Source organism: uncultured Tateyamaria sp., from assembly GCF_947487805.1.
In the GTDB taxonomy this organism is placed as follows: domain Bacteria; phylum Pseudomonadota; class Alphaproteobacteria; order Rhodobacterales; family Rhodobacteraceae; genus Tateyamaria.
The window spans coordinates 131,086-147,662 of sequence record NZ_CANKXW010000009.1 but is presented as its reverse complement, the minus strand read 5'-3'; the positions used below and the strand labels follow the sequence as shown (position 1 = coordinate 147,662).

General features: G+C 64.4%; 18 protein-coding genes. All 18 read right to left on the bottom strand.

Going from position 1 to position 16,577, the window contains the following annotated elements:
• Nucleotides 1-2: 2 nt before the first annotated feature.
• Nucleotides 3-1,127 carry a cobalamin-independent methionine synthase II family protein gene (locus tag Q0949_RS18455; protein ID WP_299375867.1) on the bottom strand — a complete coding sequence of 375 codons (1,125 nt, stop codon included), beginning with the start codon at nucleotides 1,125-1,127 and terminating at the stop codon, nucleotides 3-5.
• 15 nt (nucleotides 1,128-1,142) lie between these two features.
• Nucleotides 1,143-1,754 (bottom strand): class I SAM-dependent methyltransferase, encoded by a 612-nt coding sequence (locus Q0949_RS18450; RefSeq protein ID WP_299375864.1) that lies wholly within the window; start codon nucleotides 1,752-1,754, stop codon nucleotides 1,143-1,145.
• A complete protein-coding gene (locus Q0949_RS18445) occupies nucleotides 1,742-2,707 on the bottom strand; it encodes a cupin domain-containing protein (RefSeq protein ID WP_299375861.1) in 966 nt (321 codons plus the stop codon). Before Q0949_RS18445 ends, Q0949_RS18450 begins: the two co-directional genes overlap by 13 nt.
• A complete protein-coding gene (locus Q0949_RS18440; RefSeq protein WP_299375858.1) occupies nucleotides 2,704-3,240 on the bottom strand; it encodes a DUF6653 family protein in 537 nt (178 codons plus the stop codon). The genes Q0949_RS18445 and Q0949_RS18440 overlap by 4 nt, the downstream gene beginning before the upstream one ends.
• Nucleotides 3,237-3,851 carry a pyridoxamine 5'-phosphate oxidase family protein gene (locus Q0949_RS18435; RefSeq protein ID WP_299375856.1) on the bottom strand — a complete coding sequence of 205 codons (615 nt, stop codon included), beginning with the start codon at nucleotides 3,849-3,851 and terminating at the stop codon, nucleotides 3,237-3,239. The genes Q0949_RS18440 and Q0949_RS18435 overlap by 4 nt, the downstream gene beginning before the upstream one ends.
• A 42-nt stretch (nucleotides 3,852-3,893) precedes the next feature.
• Nucleotides 3,894-4,862, bottom strand: a complete 969-nt coding sequence (locus Q0949_RS18430; protein WP_299375854.1) for a nuclear transport factor 2 family protein — start codon at nucleotides 4,860-4,862, stop codon at nucleotides 3,894-3,896.
• Complete coding sequence (locus tag Q0949_RS18425; protein WP_299375851.1) at nucleotides 4,859-5,878, bottom strand: LacI family DNA-binding transcriptional regulator; 1,020 nt, start codon at nucleotides 5,876-5,878, stop codon at nucleotides 4,859-4,861. The genes Q0949_RS18430 and Q0949_RS18425 overlap by 4 nt, the downstream gene beginning before the upstream one ends.
• Complete coding sequence (locus tag Q0949_RS18420) at nucleotides 5,878-6,153, bottom strand: hypothetical protein (protein WP_299375847.1); 276 nt, start codon at nucleotides 6,151-6,153, stop codon at nucleotides 5,878-5,880. Before Q0949_RS18420 ends, Q0949_RS18425 begins: the two co-directional genes overlap by 1 nt.
• Nucleotides 6,153-6,914, bottom strand: a complete 762-nt coding sequence (locus Q0949_RS18415) for an SDR family oxidoreductase (RefSeq protein WP_299375844.1) — start codon at nucleotides 6,912-6,914, stop codon at nucleotides 6,153-6,155. The genes Q0949_RS18420 and Q0949_RS18415 overlap by 1 nt, the downstream gene beginning before the upstream one ends.
• On the bottom strand, nucleotides 6,911-7,540 hold the full coding sequence (locus Q0949_RS18410) for a glutathione S-transferase N-terminal domain-containing protein (protein WP_299375841.1): 630 nt from the start codon (nucleotides 7,538-7,540) through the stop codon (nucleotides 6,911-6,913). The genes Q0949_RS18415 and Q0949_RS18410 overlap by 4 nt, the downstream gene beginning before the upstream one ends.
• Nucleotides 7,537-8,592 (bottom strand): ester cyclase, encoded by a 1,056-nt coding sequence (locus Q0949_RS18405; RefSeq protein WP_299375838.1) that lies wholly within the window; start codon nucleotides 8,590-8,592, stop codon nucleotides 7,537-7,539. The genes Q0949_RS18410 and Q0949_RS18405 overlap by 4 nt, the downstream gene beginning before the upstream one ends.
• On the bottom strand, nucleotides 8,589-9,596 hold the full coding sequence (locus Q0949_RS18400) for an ester cyclase (RefSeq protein ID WP_299375835.1): 1,008 nt from the start codon (nucleotides 9,594-9,596) through the stop codon (nucleotides 8,589-8,591). Before Q0949_RS18400 ends, Q0949_RS18405 begins: the two co-directional genes overlap by 4 nt.
• A gap of 2 nt (nucleotides 9,597-9,598) precedes the next feature.
• The gene (gene hisD, locus Q0949_RS18395; RefSeq protein WP_299375832.1) at nucleotides 9,599-10,927 is read right to left on the bottom strand and encodes a histidinol dehydrogenase; all 1,329 of its coding nucleotides are present in this window, start codon (nucleotides 10,925-10,927) and stop codon (nucleotides 9,599-9,601) included.
• A gap of 9 nt (nucleotides 10,928-10,936) precedes the next feature.
• Nucleotides 10,937-11,467, bottom strand: a complete 531-nt coding sequence (locus tag Q0949_RS18390; RefSeq protein ID WP_299146182.1) for an ester cyclase — start codon at nucleotides 11,465-11,467, stop codon at nucleotides 10,937-10,939.
• Between the two features lie 77 nt (nucleotides 11,468-11,544).
• Complete coding sequence (locus Q0949_RS18385) at nucleotides 11,545-12,699, bottom strand: carbohydrate ABC transporter permease (RefSeq protein ID WP_299375829.1); 1,155 nt, start codon at nucleotides 12,697-12,699, stop codon at nucleotides 11,545-11,547.
• Between the two features lie 27 nt (nucleotides 12,700-12,726).
• Nucleotides 12,727-13,755 carry a sugar ABC transporter permease gene (locus tag Q0949_RS18380; RefSeq protein WP_299375827.1) on the bottom strand — a complete coding sequence of 343 codons (1,029 nt, stop codon included), beginning with the start codon at nucleotides 13,753-13,755 and terminating at the stop codon, nucleotides 12,727-12,729.
• Nucleotides 13,752-15,257, bottom strand: coding sequence for a GMC family oxidoreductase N-terminal domain-containing protein (locus Q0949_RS18375; protein ID WP_299375824.1), 1,506 nt, complete (start codon nucleotides 15,255-15,257; stop codon nucleotides 13,752-13,754). The genes Q0949_RS18380 and Q0949_RS18375 overlap by 4 nt, the downstream gene beginning before the upstream one ends.
• 55 nt (nucleotides 15,258-15,312) lie before the next feature.
• Entirely contained in the window at nucleotides 15,313-16,533 is a 1,221-nt protein-coding gene (locus Q0949_RS18370) for an extracellular solute-binding protein (RefSeq protein WP_299375822.1), read from the bottom strand.
• Between the last annotated feature and the right edge of the window lie 44 nt (nucleotides 16,534-16,577).

The window sequence follows — 16,577 nt, the reverse complement described above, 5'->3', positions numbered from 1 at the left end:
ACCTACCCCTTGGCCCGCGCGGCACCGGTGGTGAGGGCCGACAGCTTGGCATAGGCGATCTCCGGATCGACAGAGCCAAAGCCCGCAAAGGTGCCAAAGCCGCAATCGCTGCCCGCGATCACACGGTCGGCCCCGACGATGTCGGTGAACCGCTCCAGCCGCTGGGTGACGACGTCGGGGTGTTCGACAAAATTGGTAGTGGTGTCCACCACACCCGGCACCAGCACCTTGTCCTCCGGGATCTCGGATTTGCGGTCGCGGAAAACGGTCCATTCATGGGCGTGGCGCGGATTCGAGGTCTCGAACAGGACATAGCGTGCCTTGGTCGCCATCAACGTGGGGAACACGGTGTCCATGTCGATGTCACAGGTGTGCGGCCCCTCGTAATTGCCCCAGCAGATGTGCACGCGCACCTTGTCCTGCGGCACATCCGACAGCGCATGGTTCAACGCCTCGACATGGGCGTCGGCGATCTTGAGAAATTCCGCATCGCTCAGATCGGCAAAAAGCATATGGCGGCTGAGCGCCAGATCGGGGCAGTCAAGCTGCACGTCCAGACCGGCGGCGACGATGGTTTCGTATTCCGCCTTCATCGCATCCGCGAGGGCCGCCAGATAGGCATCCCGCGTGGGGTAGAAATCATTTTGCAGAAACAGCGAAATGACGCCCGGCGAGGCCGCGTTCATGAAACCGCGCGTCACCCCGTGCTTGGCCATCGCCGCCTTGAGGTTGGCGATATCCTTTTCCAACTCGCCCTGCCCGCGGCTTTTGACCTCTCCGGTGCACATGGGGCGGGCATATTGCGGCGTCCCGCCGCCCTCTGCCAAACGCTTGAGAAAGCTGGGGAATTGCTTGAGGTCCGCGGGCGCATTGCGCGGGCTGTCACCGGAAAACCCGGTATAGCGGTCCTTGACATAGGTGGCGTAGCTGATCTTGGACGTCTCGCCGTCGCTTACGATATCCACCCCGGCGGCGACCTGCTTGGCCACCGTGTCATCCACGGCCTTTGTCATCGCCGCATCGAAGGCGGCCTGATCATAGGGTTCCTCCCGCTCGCGGGCAAAGATGAAATCGACGACCTCTTGGGTCCGTGGCAGGCTGCCGGTGTGGGTTGTCAGAACGGGCAATGGGTCTCTCCTGGTTCAGTCTTTGCGGGCCATCAGCACGCTGGCCTTGTCGGTGTCCGGATCCTCGGCCAGAAACCCGGTCAGGCGCAGGCCGTGGTCTTCGAGGCAGGTGGCGTAACCTGCGGGCGACAGGGAGGCATGGTACACCGGCTCTCCCCCTACGGTGCCGGATACTTCGCCCGCCTCCGGTCCCACGGTTAGCAGCAGTGAGCCGCCCGGCACAAGATGCCGGGCCATGTGACCAATGCAGGTGCGCTGGTCGTCGGGGCGCAGGTGGAAAAAGCTGTTCCACGCCACGATCCCGTCAAAGCGGTCCGGCAGGTCGAGGTTGCGCATGTCGCCCAACCGCCAATCGCCACCCGGCCAACGCCCGCGCGCAAGGTCCAGCATCGGCTGGGCGAAATCGACACCGGTGACGGCAAAGCCTTCGGCAATGAACCAGCGGGCAATCGGATCACCGCTGCCGCATCCCAGATCCAGCACCCGACCACCCGCGGGCAGGCAGGCGGTGAACCGGGCCAGCCAGCGCGCCTCGAACAAGGCGCGGGACCGGCCTGCGTCAAAGGCCTCGGCCTGCCGTTCATAGACCTGCTGCGTGTCGTCCGGAGAGGCGTCTATCCCTGCCATGTGGGTCCCGCCGGGTCATCCGTGCCCACGATATGATAAAGCGATGCCTCACCCGTCATCGACGGCACCGCCGCATGGGGCAGGTTCTCGGGCACGCTCATCGTGTCACCGGGTGCCAGCGTCGTGGCCCCGCCCTCCCATGTCACCCGCCAGTGCCCGCGCATGGGCATCAGGACAGACGGGCGGTCATGCTGGTGCATCTCGTCGCTCGCACTTGATCGCGTGACCAGATCCACCTCGAAACCGGGCTTGTCGCGGATGATCCCGGTCTCGCCGATCACCTTGCAGGGGGTATCCTTGGCCAGGCACACCATGTCCCAATAGCGGCGCACGCCCATGCCCACGACCTGCATCGGCGACATTTCGGGATAGGCGGCAAGCTCCGCCTCGGTCAGCACCGGCATCGGCGCAATCCCGTCGGGCAGCGTATCGCCCGCCTTGCTGTCATAAAGCTTGCCGTTCTCGCCCAGCACGAGGCCGTGGTCGGTCGCATCCTCGATCACCTGCGGCGCCCAAATCACGCCGCCACCCGCATCGTCACCGCCCAAGATCGCCATGATCATTCCGTAGTCCGTGCCGATATTCTCGAACCCGCGGAAAATGCCCGTGGGGATGTTGATGATGTCGCCCTCTTCCAGCACCACCTCGCCCGCCGTGCCCCAGCGGCCCCAGAAAAACCGCCAGCGTCCCGACAGGACAAAAAACACCTCTGCCGTGCGGTGGCTGTGCAGCGAGTTGCGGCACTTGGGCGGCTGGCCGGCAGCGCCGATGTTGAACCCGTGCGGGATCGAGATGTGGACATGCTGGTCAGCACTTTCCGACACACCGCCACCGATGATGGTAAAGTTTTCTTTCTGGTCGCTGCCGGGCGTGTGCGCATCGATGAATGCGGTCTTGCAGGGGCGAAGATCGCCATAGCGCACGATGCGCGGCTCCATCTCGGCGGGGGTCATGATGTGGTCCTTTCATGTGGCAATGTCGGGTCGGGCAAAGGGTCGCCCGGTTGTGTGTCGGTCATGTCGGCGTGGATCCAGACCATGCGGTCCACGAACCACACCTTGGACAGGATCACCGCGAGAAGGCCCGCGCCCGTGGCCCACGCATCAAAGGTGACCAGCCCGTAGATCAGCGGCACAAGGCCCAGCGCGGACAGTCCGGTCAGGATATGCGCCATTCGGATGTGGTGCGCCGGCACGTCGTAGCGATGGCGCGCCAGGAACACGCGCTCCCCCAATGTCCCGCGCGCCGCCCAGCTGCCGAAATCGGCAGGCGGCGGAAACAGGCGCGGGTTGATCCATGTCCACGCCACCGCCAGCAGGACCAGAGGCAATGCCCCCCACCCGATCCACTGGCGCGCATAGATGGCCAGGACGATCAAGGGCAGACAGGTGAACCGCGTCCATACGCTGAGCGGGTTTGCATGACGGCGCCAATCTGCATCCTCCATGCCCATCAACCGTTCTGCTGCACGGTAGATATCGGTCATCCCTGCCCCTTCAGCCGCGCAATCTCGGCCTCCAGTTCCGCGATGCGCGCCTGCTGCCTGTCCAGCTCCGGCGCCACCAGCTGCGCGATCTCGGCGGCATCGAACCGCGGCGTGATGAACTGCGGGCAATTCCAATCGAACGCGGCCAGCGCAATCGTCACCACCCGCTCGACCCGGCCCTGCCCGTCCACGGCGACACGCGCGGCAAGCGCAGGCGCATCCTCGGCCCGCACGACCGTCGCGTGACCCTGCATCTTCAACCGGGCCTTGCGCGGATAATCCATCAGGAACAGCGACACCCGGTTGTCCGACGCCAGGTTGCCTTCGCTGATATGCTGCCGGTTGCCCCGGTAATCCGCAAAGGCCAGCGTATGATCATCCAGCACCTTCAGGAAGCCCGCAGGCCCCCCGCGATGCTGGACATAAGGCCACCCGGTCTCGGAAACGCTCGCCATATAAAACGACGTGCGCTGCGCGACAAACGCCACCTCATCCGCATTGAGCGCATGGGTCCGCGGCCCGTAATTTCGGGCATACATCTCCGCCGATCCGTCCGCCTCCTGCAGGGCGCGCACCCCCGGCGTGAACATCAGCGCATCATAGCGTTCCACACCCCTGCCCCTTCATTGTTCCAAAAATATGCATATCCGACCTCAGCCGGTCTGGAGCAGAATCTGCTTCCAGATCGCCGTCTCGTCAAAAAGCGCATATTCCCGCCGCAGGCCCCAGGGGCCGAACTCCGCATGGCTGATGCCCAGCACATAGACCTCCGCACCCGTCGGCGCCCCGAAATACCCCCACCCGTCATGTTTGCCATGCAGCGCCCAGCGGATCGCGGCACGGGGCGGCATCAGGTCGTCGTCGCGCCCGATCTGGTGATCGATGGTAAAGGTGGCATCCGGGAAGGACGCACGCAGCCCCATCCAGAACCGGTCCACCGGCCCGGTGCCATGCCCGGTCTGCCCGCCGGGATATTCCGACTGCACCGCCCGGTCGTATTCTGCGGGGATCGCGGCCATATCCGCGCCCATGATCCGGGTCAGGATGTCGGCATATTTCTCACCCCAGACGTTGTCGTTGCCCCGGCCCTTGTAGGGTCCCGGCTGATCGATGGCGGGGGTCAGGGGCCGCACGGCGTTTTCCATCCCGCCCTCACGTTCGATCAGGTCGGCGGCATAGGCCTTGGCCTCCCACCCGATCTGGTTCACGATCGCGGTCTGGTCCCGGATCAGCCATTCGTCGTTGATCTGATCATTGATCGCGTGACAGTCCGCAATGATGCGGTAGGTCAGCTTTTTGCCCGACGCCTTGCCATAGACACCATCGGCCAGATGCGTCGCCGTGCTCAGCAACCGGTGCGAGGACAGCATCCCCTCTTCTGGTGTCCCGCTCCAGATCACGTCCTCGCCCAGCAAGGTCCGATCGGGGAATTCGGCCAGGGTCGCCATGGTCGCCCCGATGACCTTTTCATTGCCGATGACCACGGACCCCGGCGACCGCACCACGATATCGGGGCTGTAATAGTGATGCAGCGTCGCGATGCCGCGATCTTCCCAGATCTCCTTGGTGATACCGATGATATAGTCGGGGAAGTCCTTCCACCGGTTCGAAAAACCCTTCATGAGGTCCATCCTTTGGGTAAACGTGCCGATCCGCGAAGGACCAGTGGTCCGTCCAGCGCGACTCGGCGGGGTTTGGTTTCGGGATCGGACAGCCGATCCATCAAGATCTCGACCGTGGCATCGGCCATCTGGCCCGCAGGCTGGCGCACCGTGGTCAGGTCATAGCTGGGCCAGGCGGCCAGCGTCACGTCATCATATCCCACGACAGACACGTCGTCCGGAAGCCGCAAGCCCAGCTCAAAGCGCAGCACATCCATCACGGCAAAGGCCATGTGATCATTGGCGCAGAACACCGCATCGGGCCGGTCGGGGCCTGAAAACATCTCGCGCGCAACCTGCTTGGCCTGCTCGAACTTGAAATCACTCACGCCGCGGGCATGCAGGCTCTGCCCGGCGGCCTGCAACCCCGCCACAAACCCGGCCTCGCGGTCGCGCTGGGTCGAGGCGCCTTCCCACCCGGCGACATGGGCAATGCGCCTGTGCCCGCCCGCGACCAGGAATTCGGCCAGCTTGCGCCCACCGTGATAATTGTCAGACGTGACCGAGGACAGCCGGTCGTCATCCTGTGCCCGGTTGAACAGGACAATCGGGATGCCGGCCGCTTCGCACCGTTGCGTGAGGTCGTTGGACATGCCAACGCTGGCGGCGATGATGCCATCGACCTGGTAGTCCAGCAGTTCCTCCATCACCTCGTCGGCCTCTTCACCCGAGTTGGACGACAGGAACACCAGCACGTGATAGCCCTGTTCCTGCAACTTGCGGCTCAGCCGTTCGATGGCTTCGGGGTAGAAGTGGTTTTCGAGGTAGGCGACGACGAGGCCAATGATGCGGCTGCGCCCGGTGATCAGGCTGCGCGCCAGCACGTTGGGCCGGTAGCCCAGCGCATCCGCCGCCTGCCGCACCTTGTCCGCCGTGCGTTTGGACACGGATGCGCCGGGCGTGAACACCCGGCTGACCGCAGACCGGGACACGCCCGCGCGTTCGGCCACATCCAATGCTGTCACCTTGTCCGGCATCAGTTTGGTCGCTCGCACAATTTGTCATGGATGTACTTGCAACCCGCAAGGCCCAACTCTCCAAACCCGTGCGCATCAGGAAATGGCGTGATCGACCATGCACCGTCGCGGAAATGCACCCCAACTTCCTTGATCGCGTTGATCGGGTTCATCTGGAAAAGACGCTTGCGCATGGCAAACTTCACGTCGTCCGGCATCGCACTCCACGCGGCGCGCGCGCGGTCGCTCAGGGCGCGCTCCAAGTCGTTCACCGGTTCTGTGATGGGATCACGCATCAGTCCGCTGTCCACCCCCCGTCAATCAGCATCGAGGTGCCGGTGACCATCGCCGACGCGTCCGACGCCAGAAACAGGACCGCGCCCATGATGTCCTCGACCTCGGCCACGCGGGGCAGTTTGATCTTGTCCATGATCCAGGCGTACCGCTCGGGATCTTCAAAGGATTTTTCGGTGAACGCGGTGCGCACAAAGGTCGGGCAGACCGTGTTGATGCGGATGTTTGCCTTGCCCCACTCGATGGCCATGGCCTTTACCATGCCCTCGACCCCGTGTTTCGTCGCGCAATAGACGGCGCGGTCAACACCGCCCACATGGCCCATCTGGCTCGAGATATGGATGATCGAGCCGGGCTTGCCTGCCCGTGTCAGGGCCCGCGCCGCCGCGGTCGACAGGAAATAGGCACCCTTGAGGTTGATCCCCACAACCGCATCAAAATCCTCGGGCACGGTGTCCATGGCGGGGCCGTGCCGCGCCAGGCCGGCAGAGTTCAGTACGATATCGTATGGATCTGCGAATACCGCGTTCACGGCATCGACGTCCGACGCATCCAGCGGCAGGGCGCTGGCGGTCCATCCCTGTTCGGTCATCGCCGCCACCACATCGGCCAGCGCATCCGCCCGGCGCGCGGCGCAAACCACATGCGCGCCCGCCTCGGCCAGCGCCACGGCGCAGCCCAGCCCGATGCCGGAGGACGCCCCGGTCACAAGCGCGCGCTTGCCGCTCAGGTCAAAGGACGGGGTTCGGGGCAACTGGGTCAAAACACAAGCCTCCCTTTCAGCTCGGTATAGTCCACCATCACATGGTCCCGATATGCGGGCCGCTGTGTCAGCGCATCGTAATAGGCCTGCGATCCTTCTGGCACGGCGCGGGGCAAATCAAGGCTGAAGTAGCGATAGAGCAGGTGCCCGACCCAGATGTCGGCCAGCCCAAGCTGGTCCCCGGTGATCCACGGGCGCGCGCCGCGTTCGGCCATCGCCATGCTCAGGAACCCCTCGAACCGGGCCAGTGCCGCGTGCACGGCGTCCATGTCGCGATCCGCGGCAGGGGTGCGGTAATAGGCCCAGAACACCGGTTCGGTAAAGGCGCGGGCCAGCGTCGTCTTGGCCCATTCGGCCCACATGTCATCGCGCGGACCCGCGGCCAGCCCGTCAGCGCCGGGGCGCCCCACGAGATAGCGCAGGATCGCGGCGCTTTCGAACAGGACGAGATCCCCGTCTTCCAGCACCGGCACCAGCCCCATCGGGTTCATGCGCCGGTAGGCGGGCGTGTCCGTGCCCTTGAACCGCCCGCCCACATCACGCCGCTCGGCCGTGAGGCCAAGTTCGGTCAGGCCCCACATCACGGCCTGCACATTCGATGAACTGGCGCGCCCATGCACGATCATGCCGCCACCGCCCGCCCTGTCTGAGGGTCAAAACCGGACCGCGCCTTGTTGAACTCGCGCATGCGCGCCAGAACATCGACCCCCAGCTGGTCATACATCTGCAACATGTCCACCATGACCCAGTTTTCCCGGATCAACCCGTTCTCCAGCCGCCAGAAATCCAGCGACCGCATCTCGATCCGCTGATGGGTCGGCGGCAGGCCCAGCCACCCGCCCTGCGTGATCGTCTGGTACATGTCCGGCCATCCGGTCACCGCCGCGTAGTTCCCGTCGCCAAAGAAGTGATAGACGATCTCGTCCACATATTGCCCACGGTCGGGCATACCGTTCAGGAACGGGATCTGATGCCAGTTGCGGAACCCCGCAATGCCGCGCCCGGACCCTATGCCGCTGGGGCCGTACCACATCATCTTCGGGTGCCAGAACCGCTCCATTTCCATGACTTCCGCGCCACCTTGGCTGGGGTGTTTCTTGAGGTGCGCCAGCATGTCGATGATGTGCTGGCACGAGGCCGCACTGGCCTGCGGGTCATAGGGCCCCGGCACCAGACCATCGCAGCTGGCCGGTCCCGGCACGTGCCACTCGCGCCCCAACGACGGCACCATGGGCCACGCACCTGCCTGCATCATCACCTCGGGGATGTCCCACAGCGCCTGCATCTCGACTATCTTGCCATCCACCACGCGGTAGAATTCGTGGAACCGCATGTGCACGATGTGGCCTGTGGCCGGAATATCCAGCCACGGCGCGGTTGCGGTCGCGGTGTAGTAGCCACCGCAGCCCACCCAATCGGCCCCTTCGGGCGTGGGCCCGGCCATGACGATGTGATCGCGGCGCTCAAGGTCGGGCCAGCCCGCGGCCAGCGGCGCGAAAACCGCGTCCACATAGGCATCCACGCCCGCGATGCTTTCAAACGGAAAAGCCAGCCGAAACACCACATCCGGCGCGCAAGCCGCATGCAGGGCGGCGCGCAACCCCGCCAGATCAAAGTCGTACATCGCCGCGCGCACCGGCGCGATCAGATCCTTGTGTGCACTGTGTCGGTCTGTCATTGCGCCTGTTCCTTTGCGCGCGCAAAGAGGTCGACGCCCATCTGCGCGAACAGGTGGACCATGTCCACAAACACCCAGTTTTCGGTAAACTTGCCCTCGGTGCGCAGCCAGAAATCCAGCCCCGACACCTCGATGGGCGCGCCTGTGGCGGCGTGGCCCAGATAGGTACCACCATGGCTGCCCACGACGCCGCGCGGCCCCGATGCCGCCAGAACCCGGTCTTCGGCAAAGAGGCTTTCGAGGTGCATCACCTTGCGGTCGGGAAAGGCCGTCAGCCACGGTTGCTGGTGCAGGGTCTCGAATTCGGACAGGGACAGGCACGCCCCGATCCCGCCCGGCCCGTACCATTTGACGTTCGGATGGAAGAACCGTGCCATGCCCATGCTGGACAGATCCGTTTCGTCAAATCCGTTCAGGCCGCCAAAAATGAAATCCCGCCCGAAGATCAGCGTTTCCTGCGTCGCATCGTGATCCTGCGCATCCGCGTGGATGCCGTCATAGGCGGTCGGTGCGGGATAGACATGCTGCGCCCCGCGTGGCTTGGGCAACACGGGCAGGCCGATCTGGTCGAACCAGTCCACGAAGTCCCAGATCGTCTGGGCGTGAGTGATCTGCCCCTCCGCGTCAAAGCGCAGGAACTCGCCCCAGCGGATGCGCAGATCGTGCCCGGTGGCCGGAATGCCAAAGACCGACTGCACAGCCCGCCCGGTGTAATAGCCCGTGCCCGCGACCCAATAGGCGCCGTCGCCCTGCCCGTCCTCATGCGCGCTGGATTGCCCGCCCAGAAACAGGTGCGTTTCGCGCCGCAGGTCGGGGATGGCCGTGCGCAGCGGGGCAAAGAGGGCAGCGATAATATCCGCGCCCGACGTTTGTACGCCGATGGGCGCGGGCCCCTGCCAATGGCCAACCCGCCCCAGCAGCGATGCCGCCGAGCCCGGATCGCGATCCAAGGCCGCCCACAGCGTGAGCGCCGTGACCTTGTTGCGTTGGTTTTGCTCCGACATGCCTACTCCGCTGCGTCGCGGGCAGGCGCACCCTCGCCATAGGGCACGTTGATGCCGCCATAGCGGCGCACACGCAGGTTGCATTGTTCGGCGTGGCCCACGAACCCTTCGAGCATGCACAAACGCGAACCATAGGCCCCGATCTCGGCGGCGGCCTCGTCGGTGGTGACCTTTTGATAGCTGTGTGTCTTGAGATACTTGCCAACCCACAGACCACCCGTATACCGCCCCGCCTTTTTCGTGGGCAAGGTGTGGTTGGTGCCGATCACCTTGTCGCCATTGGCCACATTGGTGCGCGGCCCGAGGAACAGCGCGCCGTAGCAGGTCATGTGCTCCAGGAACCAGTCGTCCCGGTCGGTCATGACCTGCACGTGCTCGGAGGCGACATCGTCGGCGACCGTGAGCATCTCGTCATAGGTGTCGCACAGGATGATCTCGCCATAGTCCTCCCAGCTTTTGCGCGCCGTGTCGGCGGTGGGCAGGATGGTCAGGATGCGCTCGATCTCTGCGCCCGTGTCATCGGCCAGCTTGCGCGAATTGGTCAGCAGGACCGCCGGAGAGTTGTAGCCGTGTTCGGCCTGTCCCAAGAGGTCGGTGGCGCACATCTCGGCGTCCACCGTGTCGTCCGCGATCACCATCGTCTCGGTGGGGCCGGCAAAGAGGTCAATGCCCACACGGCCAAACAGCTGGCGCTTGGCCTCGGCGACGAAGGCGTTGCCGGGGCCAACCAGCATGTGCACGGGGTCAATCGTCTCGGTGCCGATGGCCATGGCGCCCACGGCCTGAATGCCGCCCATCACGTAAATCTCATGCGCCCCGCCCAGATGCATGGCGGCAATCACCGCCGCGTTGGGCTTGCCTTGCCAAGGCGGCGTGCAGGCGATGATGCGTGGCACACCCGCGACCGACGCCGTGGCGACAGACATGTGGGCCGACGCGACCATGGGAAACTTGCCCCCCGGCACGTAGCAACCGACGGACTGCACGGGGATGTTCTTGTGCCCGAGGATCACGCCCGGCATCGTCTCGACCTCGATATCCAGCATCGAATCCCGCTGCGCCTGCGCAAAGTCGCGCACCTGTTGCTGGGCGAACTTGATATCCTCCAGCTCGCGCGGGGTCAGCTCTTCGATCAGCGCCTCGATCTCTGCGAGGCTCAGTCGGAAGCTCTCGGGGCTGTAGCTGTCGAACTTCTCCGAGAGGTCGCGCACCGCCGCGTCGCCACGTGCCTCGATATCGGCAAGAGTCGACTCGACGATGGCCCGTGTCTTGGCGTCGTCTTCGGCCCGCTCCGCCTCTGGCTTGCCGCGCTTCAAATACTCAATTGTCATCTCGTCACCTCAGTTATCGGGACGCGGCGGGGTCTTCTCGCCGCGATCGAAGGCCTCCCAACCCTCGCCATCAAAAACGTCCCGCCCCAGCTGGGCGAGTACGTGGGGAAAATCGACCATCACGTAGTTGTCGGTGATGCGGTCCTCTTCGACTTTCCAGAAGTCCATGTAGCGGATCTCGATCCGCTTGCCGGTGGGCGCGATGCCCATGAATGTACCGGAATGCGTGGCCTCCTGACGGCCAAAGGCTGCGGCCCACTCGCCCATGTAAAGGCGCGCCTCGTCCACGCAGACCTTGTCGGAAAACGCCGCCTGAAAGGGGCGCTGCCAGTTGTCCTGAAACTCTTGCAGCCCCGTCTTGGTGCCGCAGCCGGTATTGCCCATCCAGCGGAACGACTGGGCGAAGAACTGGCCGATGTCGTCGATGCGGTGGTCGTTCAGGCCGTCGACCATGCCTTCGATCACCGCGCGGGTGGCGTCGGTTTTGGTCATGTCGGTGTCGCGGGTCAGGACCGCTTGTTCCGGGCGGGAACCTTTCATATCTGTCTGTCCTTTTTGTGCCTGTTGGACTGGGGCGCTGCCCCAGACCCCAGGATATTTTTAGCCAGAAGAAGCCATCAGCCTTTCACCGCGCCCGCCGTCAGCCCCGATACGATCTGGCGCTGGAACACCATGACCAGAAGGAACAGGGGTGCTGTGATGGAGACGGCGGCAGCCACCGCCTCGACCTGATCGGTCGTGGTGGTTTCGCGGTTGAAGTAGCCTGCAATGGCCGGAACCATCGTCTGGTTCTGTGCATCCAGCAGCAGCGCGGTGACGAGGAAGTCGTTATAGCCCAGAAGGAAGCTGAACAGCCCGGTGGTGATGACGCCCGGCCACATGACCGGCATGATCACGCGGCGGAAGGCCTGAAAGTGGCTGCACCCGTCCACACGCGCGGCCTCGTCCAATTCGGAGGGGATGTTCTGAAAGAACGACCGCAGCATCCAGATGGTGAAGGGCTGGTTGATTGCCACCAGCACCGCGATGATGGCCCAGGGCTGGCCATACAGAGTGGGCGCCAGATCACCAAAGATGGGGCGCAGGATTTCGGCCGAGTTGATGAACCACGGCAAGTAACCCGCCACAAGTACGGAGTGCGGCAGCGCCCGGAACACCAGCGCCACGATCAGCAGCCAGAACGCGAGGTTCGAACCGGACCGCGCGAGGCCGTACCCGGCCAGCGTGCCCACGGTCAGCGACACGGTCACCACGCCCGCCGTCACGATCATCGAGTTCATGAAGTTGCGGTAGAACTGGTTCTCGCCCCAGACCGCCACGTAATGTTCGGTCGTCAGGCCGATGATGGGCGTGCCCAGCGGGCCAAGCACGCTGTTGAGCGGACCCAGCACCAGCGGCAGCACACCAAAGAAGACCAGCACAAAGAGGATGCCATAGACCGCCGCCCCGATGAGCCAGCCCAGCGCGATCAGGCCCGGCGGCGTGAATTGCTGGACCAGACCCGGCAGGCGGGTAAACGCCCAACGGATCGCGAGGAACAGGACGATCAGCCCGAGGACGATGTCGAGCAGGCTCAGCCCGTTTCCGGCCGCGCGGGTGGCGGGCCCGGTGATCACGTCCCAGGCGCTGGCGGCAAAGGCGTCGCGCGGGGATTTCACGCTCATCACCGCGATCCACACGATGGGGAAGGCGGCGATCAGGCACCAGAAGGCCAGGAAGGCACCCGACGCGATCTTGAGCGACAGCGGCTGTGCGGTGGCTTTACTTGACATGGTCAGGTCTCCCTTTGGGGCAGCACATCAATGCGCCCCTCCCTTGTGGTCGCGCCATGTGCGGCGCAGTGGCAGGATCAGCAGGATGACGATCCCGATCATGGTCAGCATGGAGCTGGCCGCGGCCCGGCTGATGGCGCGGTTGCCAGAATCGTCGGGCGTCAGGAAATCAAAGGTCAGCCATTGCAGCGAGATCACGTGCGCCTGGCTGCGGAAGCCGATGATCTCGTCAAACACGCGGTAGCAGTCCATCAGGTGGATCAGCGCGATGAAAATGATCAGCGGCATCAGGTGCGGCACGATCACATAGCGCAGCCGCTCGAACCGGTTGGCCCCGTCGATGATCGCGCTTTCCAGCGTGTCCATGTTCACGGTCTGGAGGCCTGCATAGAAGATCACGAAGGCAAAGGGGGCAACGTGCCAGACGCGGTAGAAATACATCAGCAACTCGATCGTCCAGGCATTGGCGAACATCGCGATGTCCTGCCCGGTCCAGCGCTCCAGCGTCGCAGTCAGGATGCCGTCGCCCACAAAGAGCCAGTAGATCGACAGCGACCCGATAACCGGCGTGATGATGAACGGCAGGAGCGACACGAAGATCACCGGCCCGCGCAGCGACTTGGACGCGTTGTTGACGGCCAGTGCGATCATCAGGCCCACCCCGATGACCAGCGGCAACGTGACAAGGGTGAACATCAGCGTGAACCGCAGGGCCTTCCAGAAATCGATCTGGAGAATGTCGCGCAACCGGCCATCGCTCACGGCCTCCCAGACCTTGTCCATCTGCAACACGTTTTGGTAGCTCTGGAACCCGACCCAGGACGTGGTGGTCTGGGCCTTGCCCGTCACCTCGTCGATGATCGGCACGGTCTTGAGTTCGGTGGTGCAGGTCTGGGTCAGGAAACCGGGCGTGCAGGTTTCGACCTCGACCTGCTGGACCACCGGCTGGGTGACTTGAAACGATTGCAGGAACACCGACACCAGCGGGGCCGCGATAAACAGCAGCATCATGAAAACCGAGGGCGCCACGAACCAGAAGAATGTCTTGAACTTCATGCTGCTTTCCTTGTCGCTGCGGCGGCGACATGGCCCCCGATCTGCCAGCCGATCATCATCGACGGGGCGTTTGTGTTGGCGCTTGTGATGCGCGGCATGACGCTGGCATCCGCGACCCAGAGGTTCTGGACGCCCTTGACCGCGCCGGTGGGTCCAAGCGGACCACCCAGCGCGACCGTGCCCACCGGGTGATAGGCCGTGCCCGCACGGGTGCGGATCGTCTCGCGCAGCGCGTCACCGGTGATGTTGCGGCCGGGGAACGCCTCGGGCGCGCGGCGCGCGCCAAAATCGGCGCGGTCCAGAACCGCGCGCAGGCGTGCAACGGCGGCGACCATCATGTCGAGGTCCCGGTCGTCGCCAAAGAGGTTCAGGTCAATCAGCGGCGCATACCGGTCCGCGCCGATGCGCAGCGCGCCGCGCGACCGAGGCTGGCACAGGCACACGTCGGCGAAATACCCCGCCCCCCAGATGATCGCGCGGCCCTGCCAGCCCATCAGGAAGGGCAGGAAATGCGTCTGGATCTCGGGCACGTCGCTGTCGCCCAGCCCATAGAATGCGCCCGCCTCGACCGTGTTGGAGCTCAGCCGTCCAGACCGCAGCGCCAGCCATTGCAGCGGCGCGACCGCCCAGGCGGGCAATTGCGCCAGCGTCAGGCCATAACCCGACCCGCGCCCCTTGAAATGCAGGCCAAAGCCCGGATGGTCGTGCAGGTTTGCCCCGACCCCCGGCGCATCCAGCCGCACGTCGATGCCAGCGGCCCTGAGGTCGGCACCGGGCCCAATGCCGGAGCGCATCAGGATCATCGGGCTTTCGATGCTGCCGGCGGACAGGACCACCCCGCCGCGCGCCAGGATCTTGCGCCCGTCACGCAGCGCCACGCCCGTCGCCCTCAGGCCGTCGAACAAAACATGGTCCACCTCGGCCCCGGTCAGCACCTCGGCCCCCGAAGGACGCAGGAACCCGTCCGCCGCGGACCAGCGCGCGCCATTGCGCATGTTGGTGTGAAACACGCCCGCGCTCTGCCGTTCCGGCGTGGGCGGCGCACCGGGATCATTGGCGGCAAAGACCGCGCCAAACGCCTCAGAAAGGGGATGCGGATGCGGCAGCCGCGCGGGTGTCATGCGCGCCTCGACCGCATCAAAGGCCGCCCATACCGTGTCGCTGTCCCAGCCGGGCACCTGCCAGGCGTCGAAATCCGCGCGGGTGCCGCGAAACCAGACCATCGAGTTGATCGACCCCGACCCGCCCAGCATCCGCCCGCGCGGCACCGACACACGGCGCTCTCCCGCAGCAGCCATGGGCACCGTCTGGCGTTTCCAGTTGCGCCGGTCAGAGCCCAGCAAATGCACCAGGCCGAAGGGCACCTTGACCCGCAAATCCGCATCCGACGGCCCCGCCTCGATCACACAGACGCGTGCGCCCGGTTGTTCGGCAAGACGCGCAGCCACCGCGCATCCAGCAGAGCCACCGCCCACAACGATATGATCATACTCGGTTTTCATGGATCCCCCGGAACGTCGGCTGGCCGGGACATCCCCGGCCAGCCAAGTGAAGTGCTTATTGCAGCACGCCGGCCTCTTTGGCCGATGTGGTGTAGGCTTCCTCGATCGCAACCAGCGTCGCCGCCGCGTCACGCTCGCCCGTCAGGAACGCAGGCAGTTCGTTGCCCAATGCAGTGTGCAACAGGCCCATCTGCGTGGTCGATGGATAGGGCGGTGCCGCAGGTGTGGCGGTTGCGGTTGCAATCGCACCTTCGGCCAGCGGGCCGGGCTCGTAGCCCTTGACCAGCCAGATGGCCGCATCGTTGTTGGCCTTGACCATGTCTTCGTCCAGACCTTCCATCGCCAGACGGAACGCGGCATCAGCCTCTTCATCGGTGATGTTGGACGCGATCACGATGCCGTCCCACCACAGTGTCGTGGCCGGTGCGCCGCCGTCCATGGCAACTGGTGCGGCCGCCATCTTGACCTTGCCCACCACAGTGCTTTCGTTGGCGTCGTTCATCGCGCCACCACGGCTGGCCCAGAGGTTGGAGATCGCGATCTTGCCCTGCTGGAACTGCTGCTGCACGTAGGTGCTGTCGCTGACGAGAACCTCGGGATCGGTGAACTCGAGCGTTTTCTGCATGGTGGCCAGTGCCTTCATGCCCGCTTCGGAATTCACGGCGGTGGTGTTGTCGTCGTTAAAGAACGTGCCACCGAAACCGGGATACATGTTCACGAATTCCTGCGCCAGGTTCCAGCCGGATTTCATGGTCGCGCCAATCGCGTGATCCACGACACCTGCGGCCTTGATCTTTTCAGCGGCGGCAAACACTTCATCCCAGGACGTCGGCGTGTCGATGCCCAGATCGTTGAAGATGTCCTCGCGGTACATCAGGTGCTGGGTGTTGACCATCATGGCCACGGCCATGATCTGGCCGTCCACGCGGATCAGCTGGTTGGGCGACAGGTTCTGACCATACTTGGCAACCAGATCATCCAGCGGGCGGATCGTGCCTGCGTTCAGCAGCGGTGTGATCGTGCCGTTGGACACGCCGCCAATGTGATAGAGCGACGGGTTCGCCTCGAACGCCGCGGGCTGCTTGGTGCGGAATTCCTGGTCCAGCTCGGCCTGGAAATTCCCGCATTCGGCCATCGCGTCGGTGACGGCTTTCCATGCTTCGAACCCCGCCGACAGCGACTTCAGCGGCACGGTGTTTTCATAGGCGCAGGCGGCAAATGCCGACGTGCCCATCAACGAGACAGCGCCCGCGAGTGCCAGTTTCTTCAAGTACATGTGCAAACTCCCTGTTGCATTAAGAGCCAGTGCATCTTGCAAGT

Coding starts and splice junctions, on each gene's coding strand:
- Q0949_RS18450 (WP_299375864.1), bottom strand. CDS start 1,754: ATGGCAGGGATAGACGCCTCTCCGGACGACACGCAGCAGGTCTATGAA.
- Q0949_RS18445 (WP_299375861.1), bottom strand. CDS start 2,707: ATGACCCCCGCCGAGATGGAGCCGCGCATCGTGCGCTATGGCGATCTT.
- Q0949_RS18440 (WP_299375858.1), bottom strand. CDS start 3,240: ATGACCGATATCTACCGTGCAGCAGAACGGTTGATGGGCATGGAGGAT.
- Q0949_RS18430 (WP_299375854.1), bottom strand. CDS start 4,862: ATGAAGGGTTTTTCGAACCGGTGGAAGGACTTCCCCGACTATATCATC.
- Q0949_RS18425 (WP_299375851.1), bottom strand. CDS start 5,878: ATGCCGGACAAGGTGACAGCATTGGATGTGGCCGAACGCGCGGGCGTG.
- Q0949_RS18420 (WP_299375847.1), bottom strand. CDS start 6,153: ATGCGTGATCCCATCACAGAACCGGTGAACGACTTGGAGCGCGCCCTG.
- Q0949_RS18410 (WP_299375841.1), bottom strand. CDS start 7,540: ATGATCGTGCATGGGCGCGCCAGTTCATCGAATGTGCAGGCCGTGATG.
- Q0949_RS18405 (WP_299375838.1), bottom strand. CDS start 8,592: ATGACAGACCGACACAGTGCACACAAGGATCTGATCGCGCCGGTGCGC.
- Q0949_RS18400 (WP_299375835.1), bottom strand. CDS start 9,596: ATGTCGGAGCAAAACCAACGCAACAAGGTCACGGCGCTCACGCTGTGG.
- hisD (WP_299375832.1), bottom strand. CDS start 10,927: ATGACAATTGAGTATTTGAAGCGCGGCAAGCCAGAGGCGGAGCGGGCC.
- Q0949_RS18390 (WP_299146182.1), bottom strand. CDS start 11,467: ATGAAAGGTTCCCGCCCGGAACAAGCGGTCCTGACCCGCGACACCGAC.
- Q0949_RS18385 (WP_299375829.1), bottom strand. CDS start 12,699: ATGTCAAGTAAAGCCACCGCACAGCCGCTGTCGCTCAAGATCGCGTCG.
- Q0949_RS18380 (WP_299375827.1), bottom strand. CDS start 13,755: ATGAAGTTCAAGACATTCTTCTGGTTCGTGGCGCCCTCGGTTTTCATG.
- Q0949_RS18375 (WP_299375824.1), bottom strand. CDS start 15,257: ATGAAAACCGAGTATGATCATATCGTTGTGGGCGGTGGCTCTGCTGGA.
- Q0949_RS18370 (WP_299375822.1), bottom strand. CDS start 16,533: ATGTACTTGAAGAAACTGGCACTCGCGGGCGCTGTCTCGTTGATGGGC.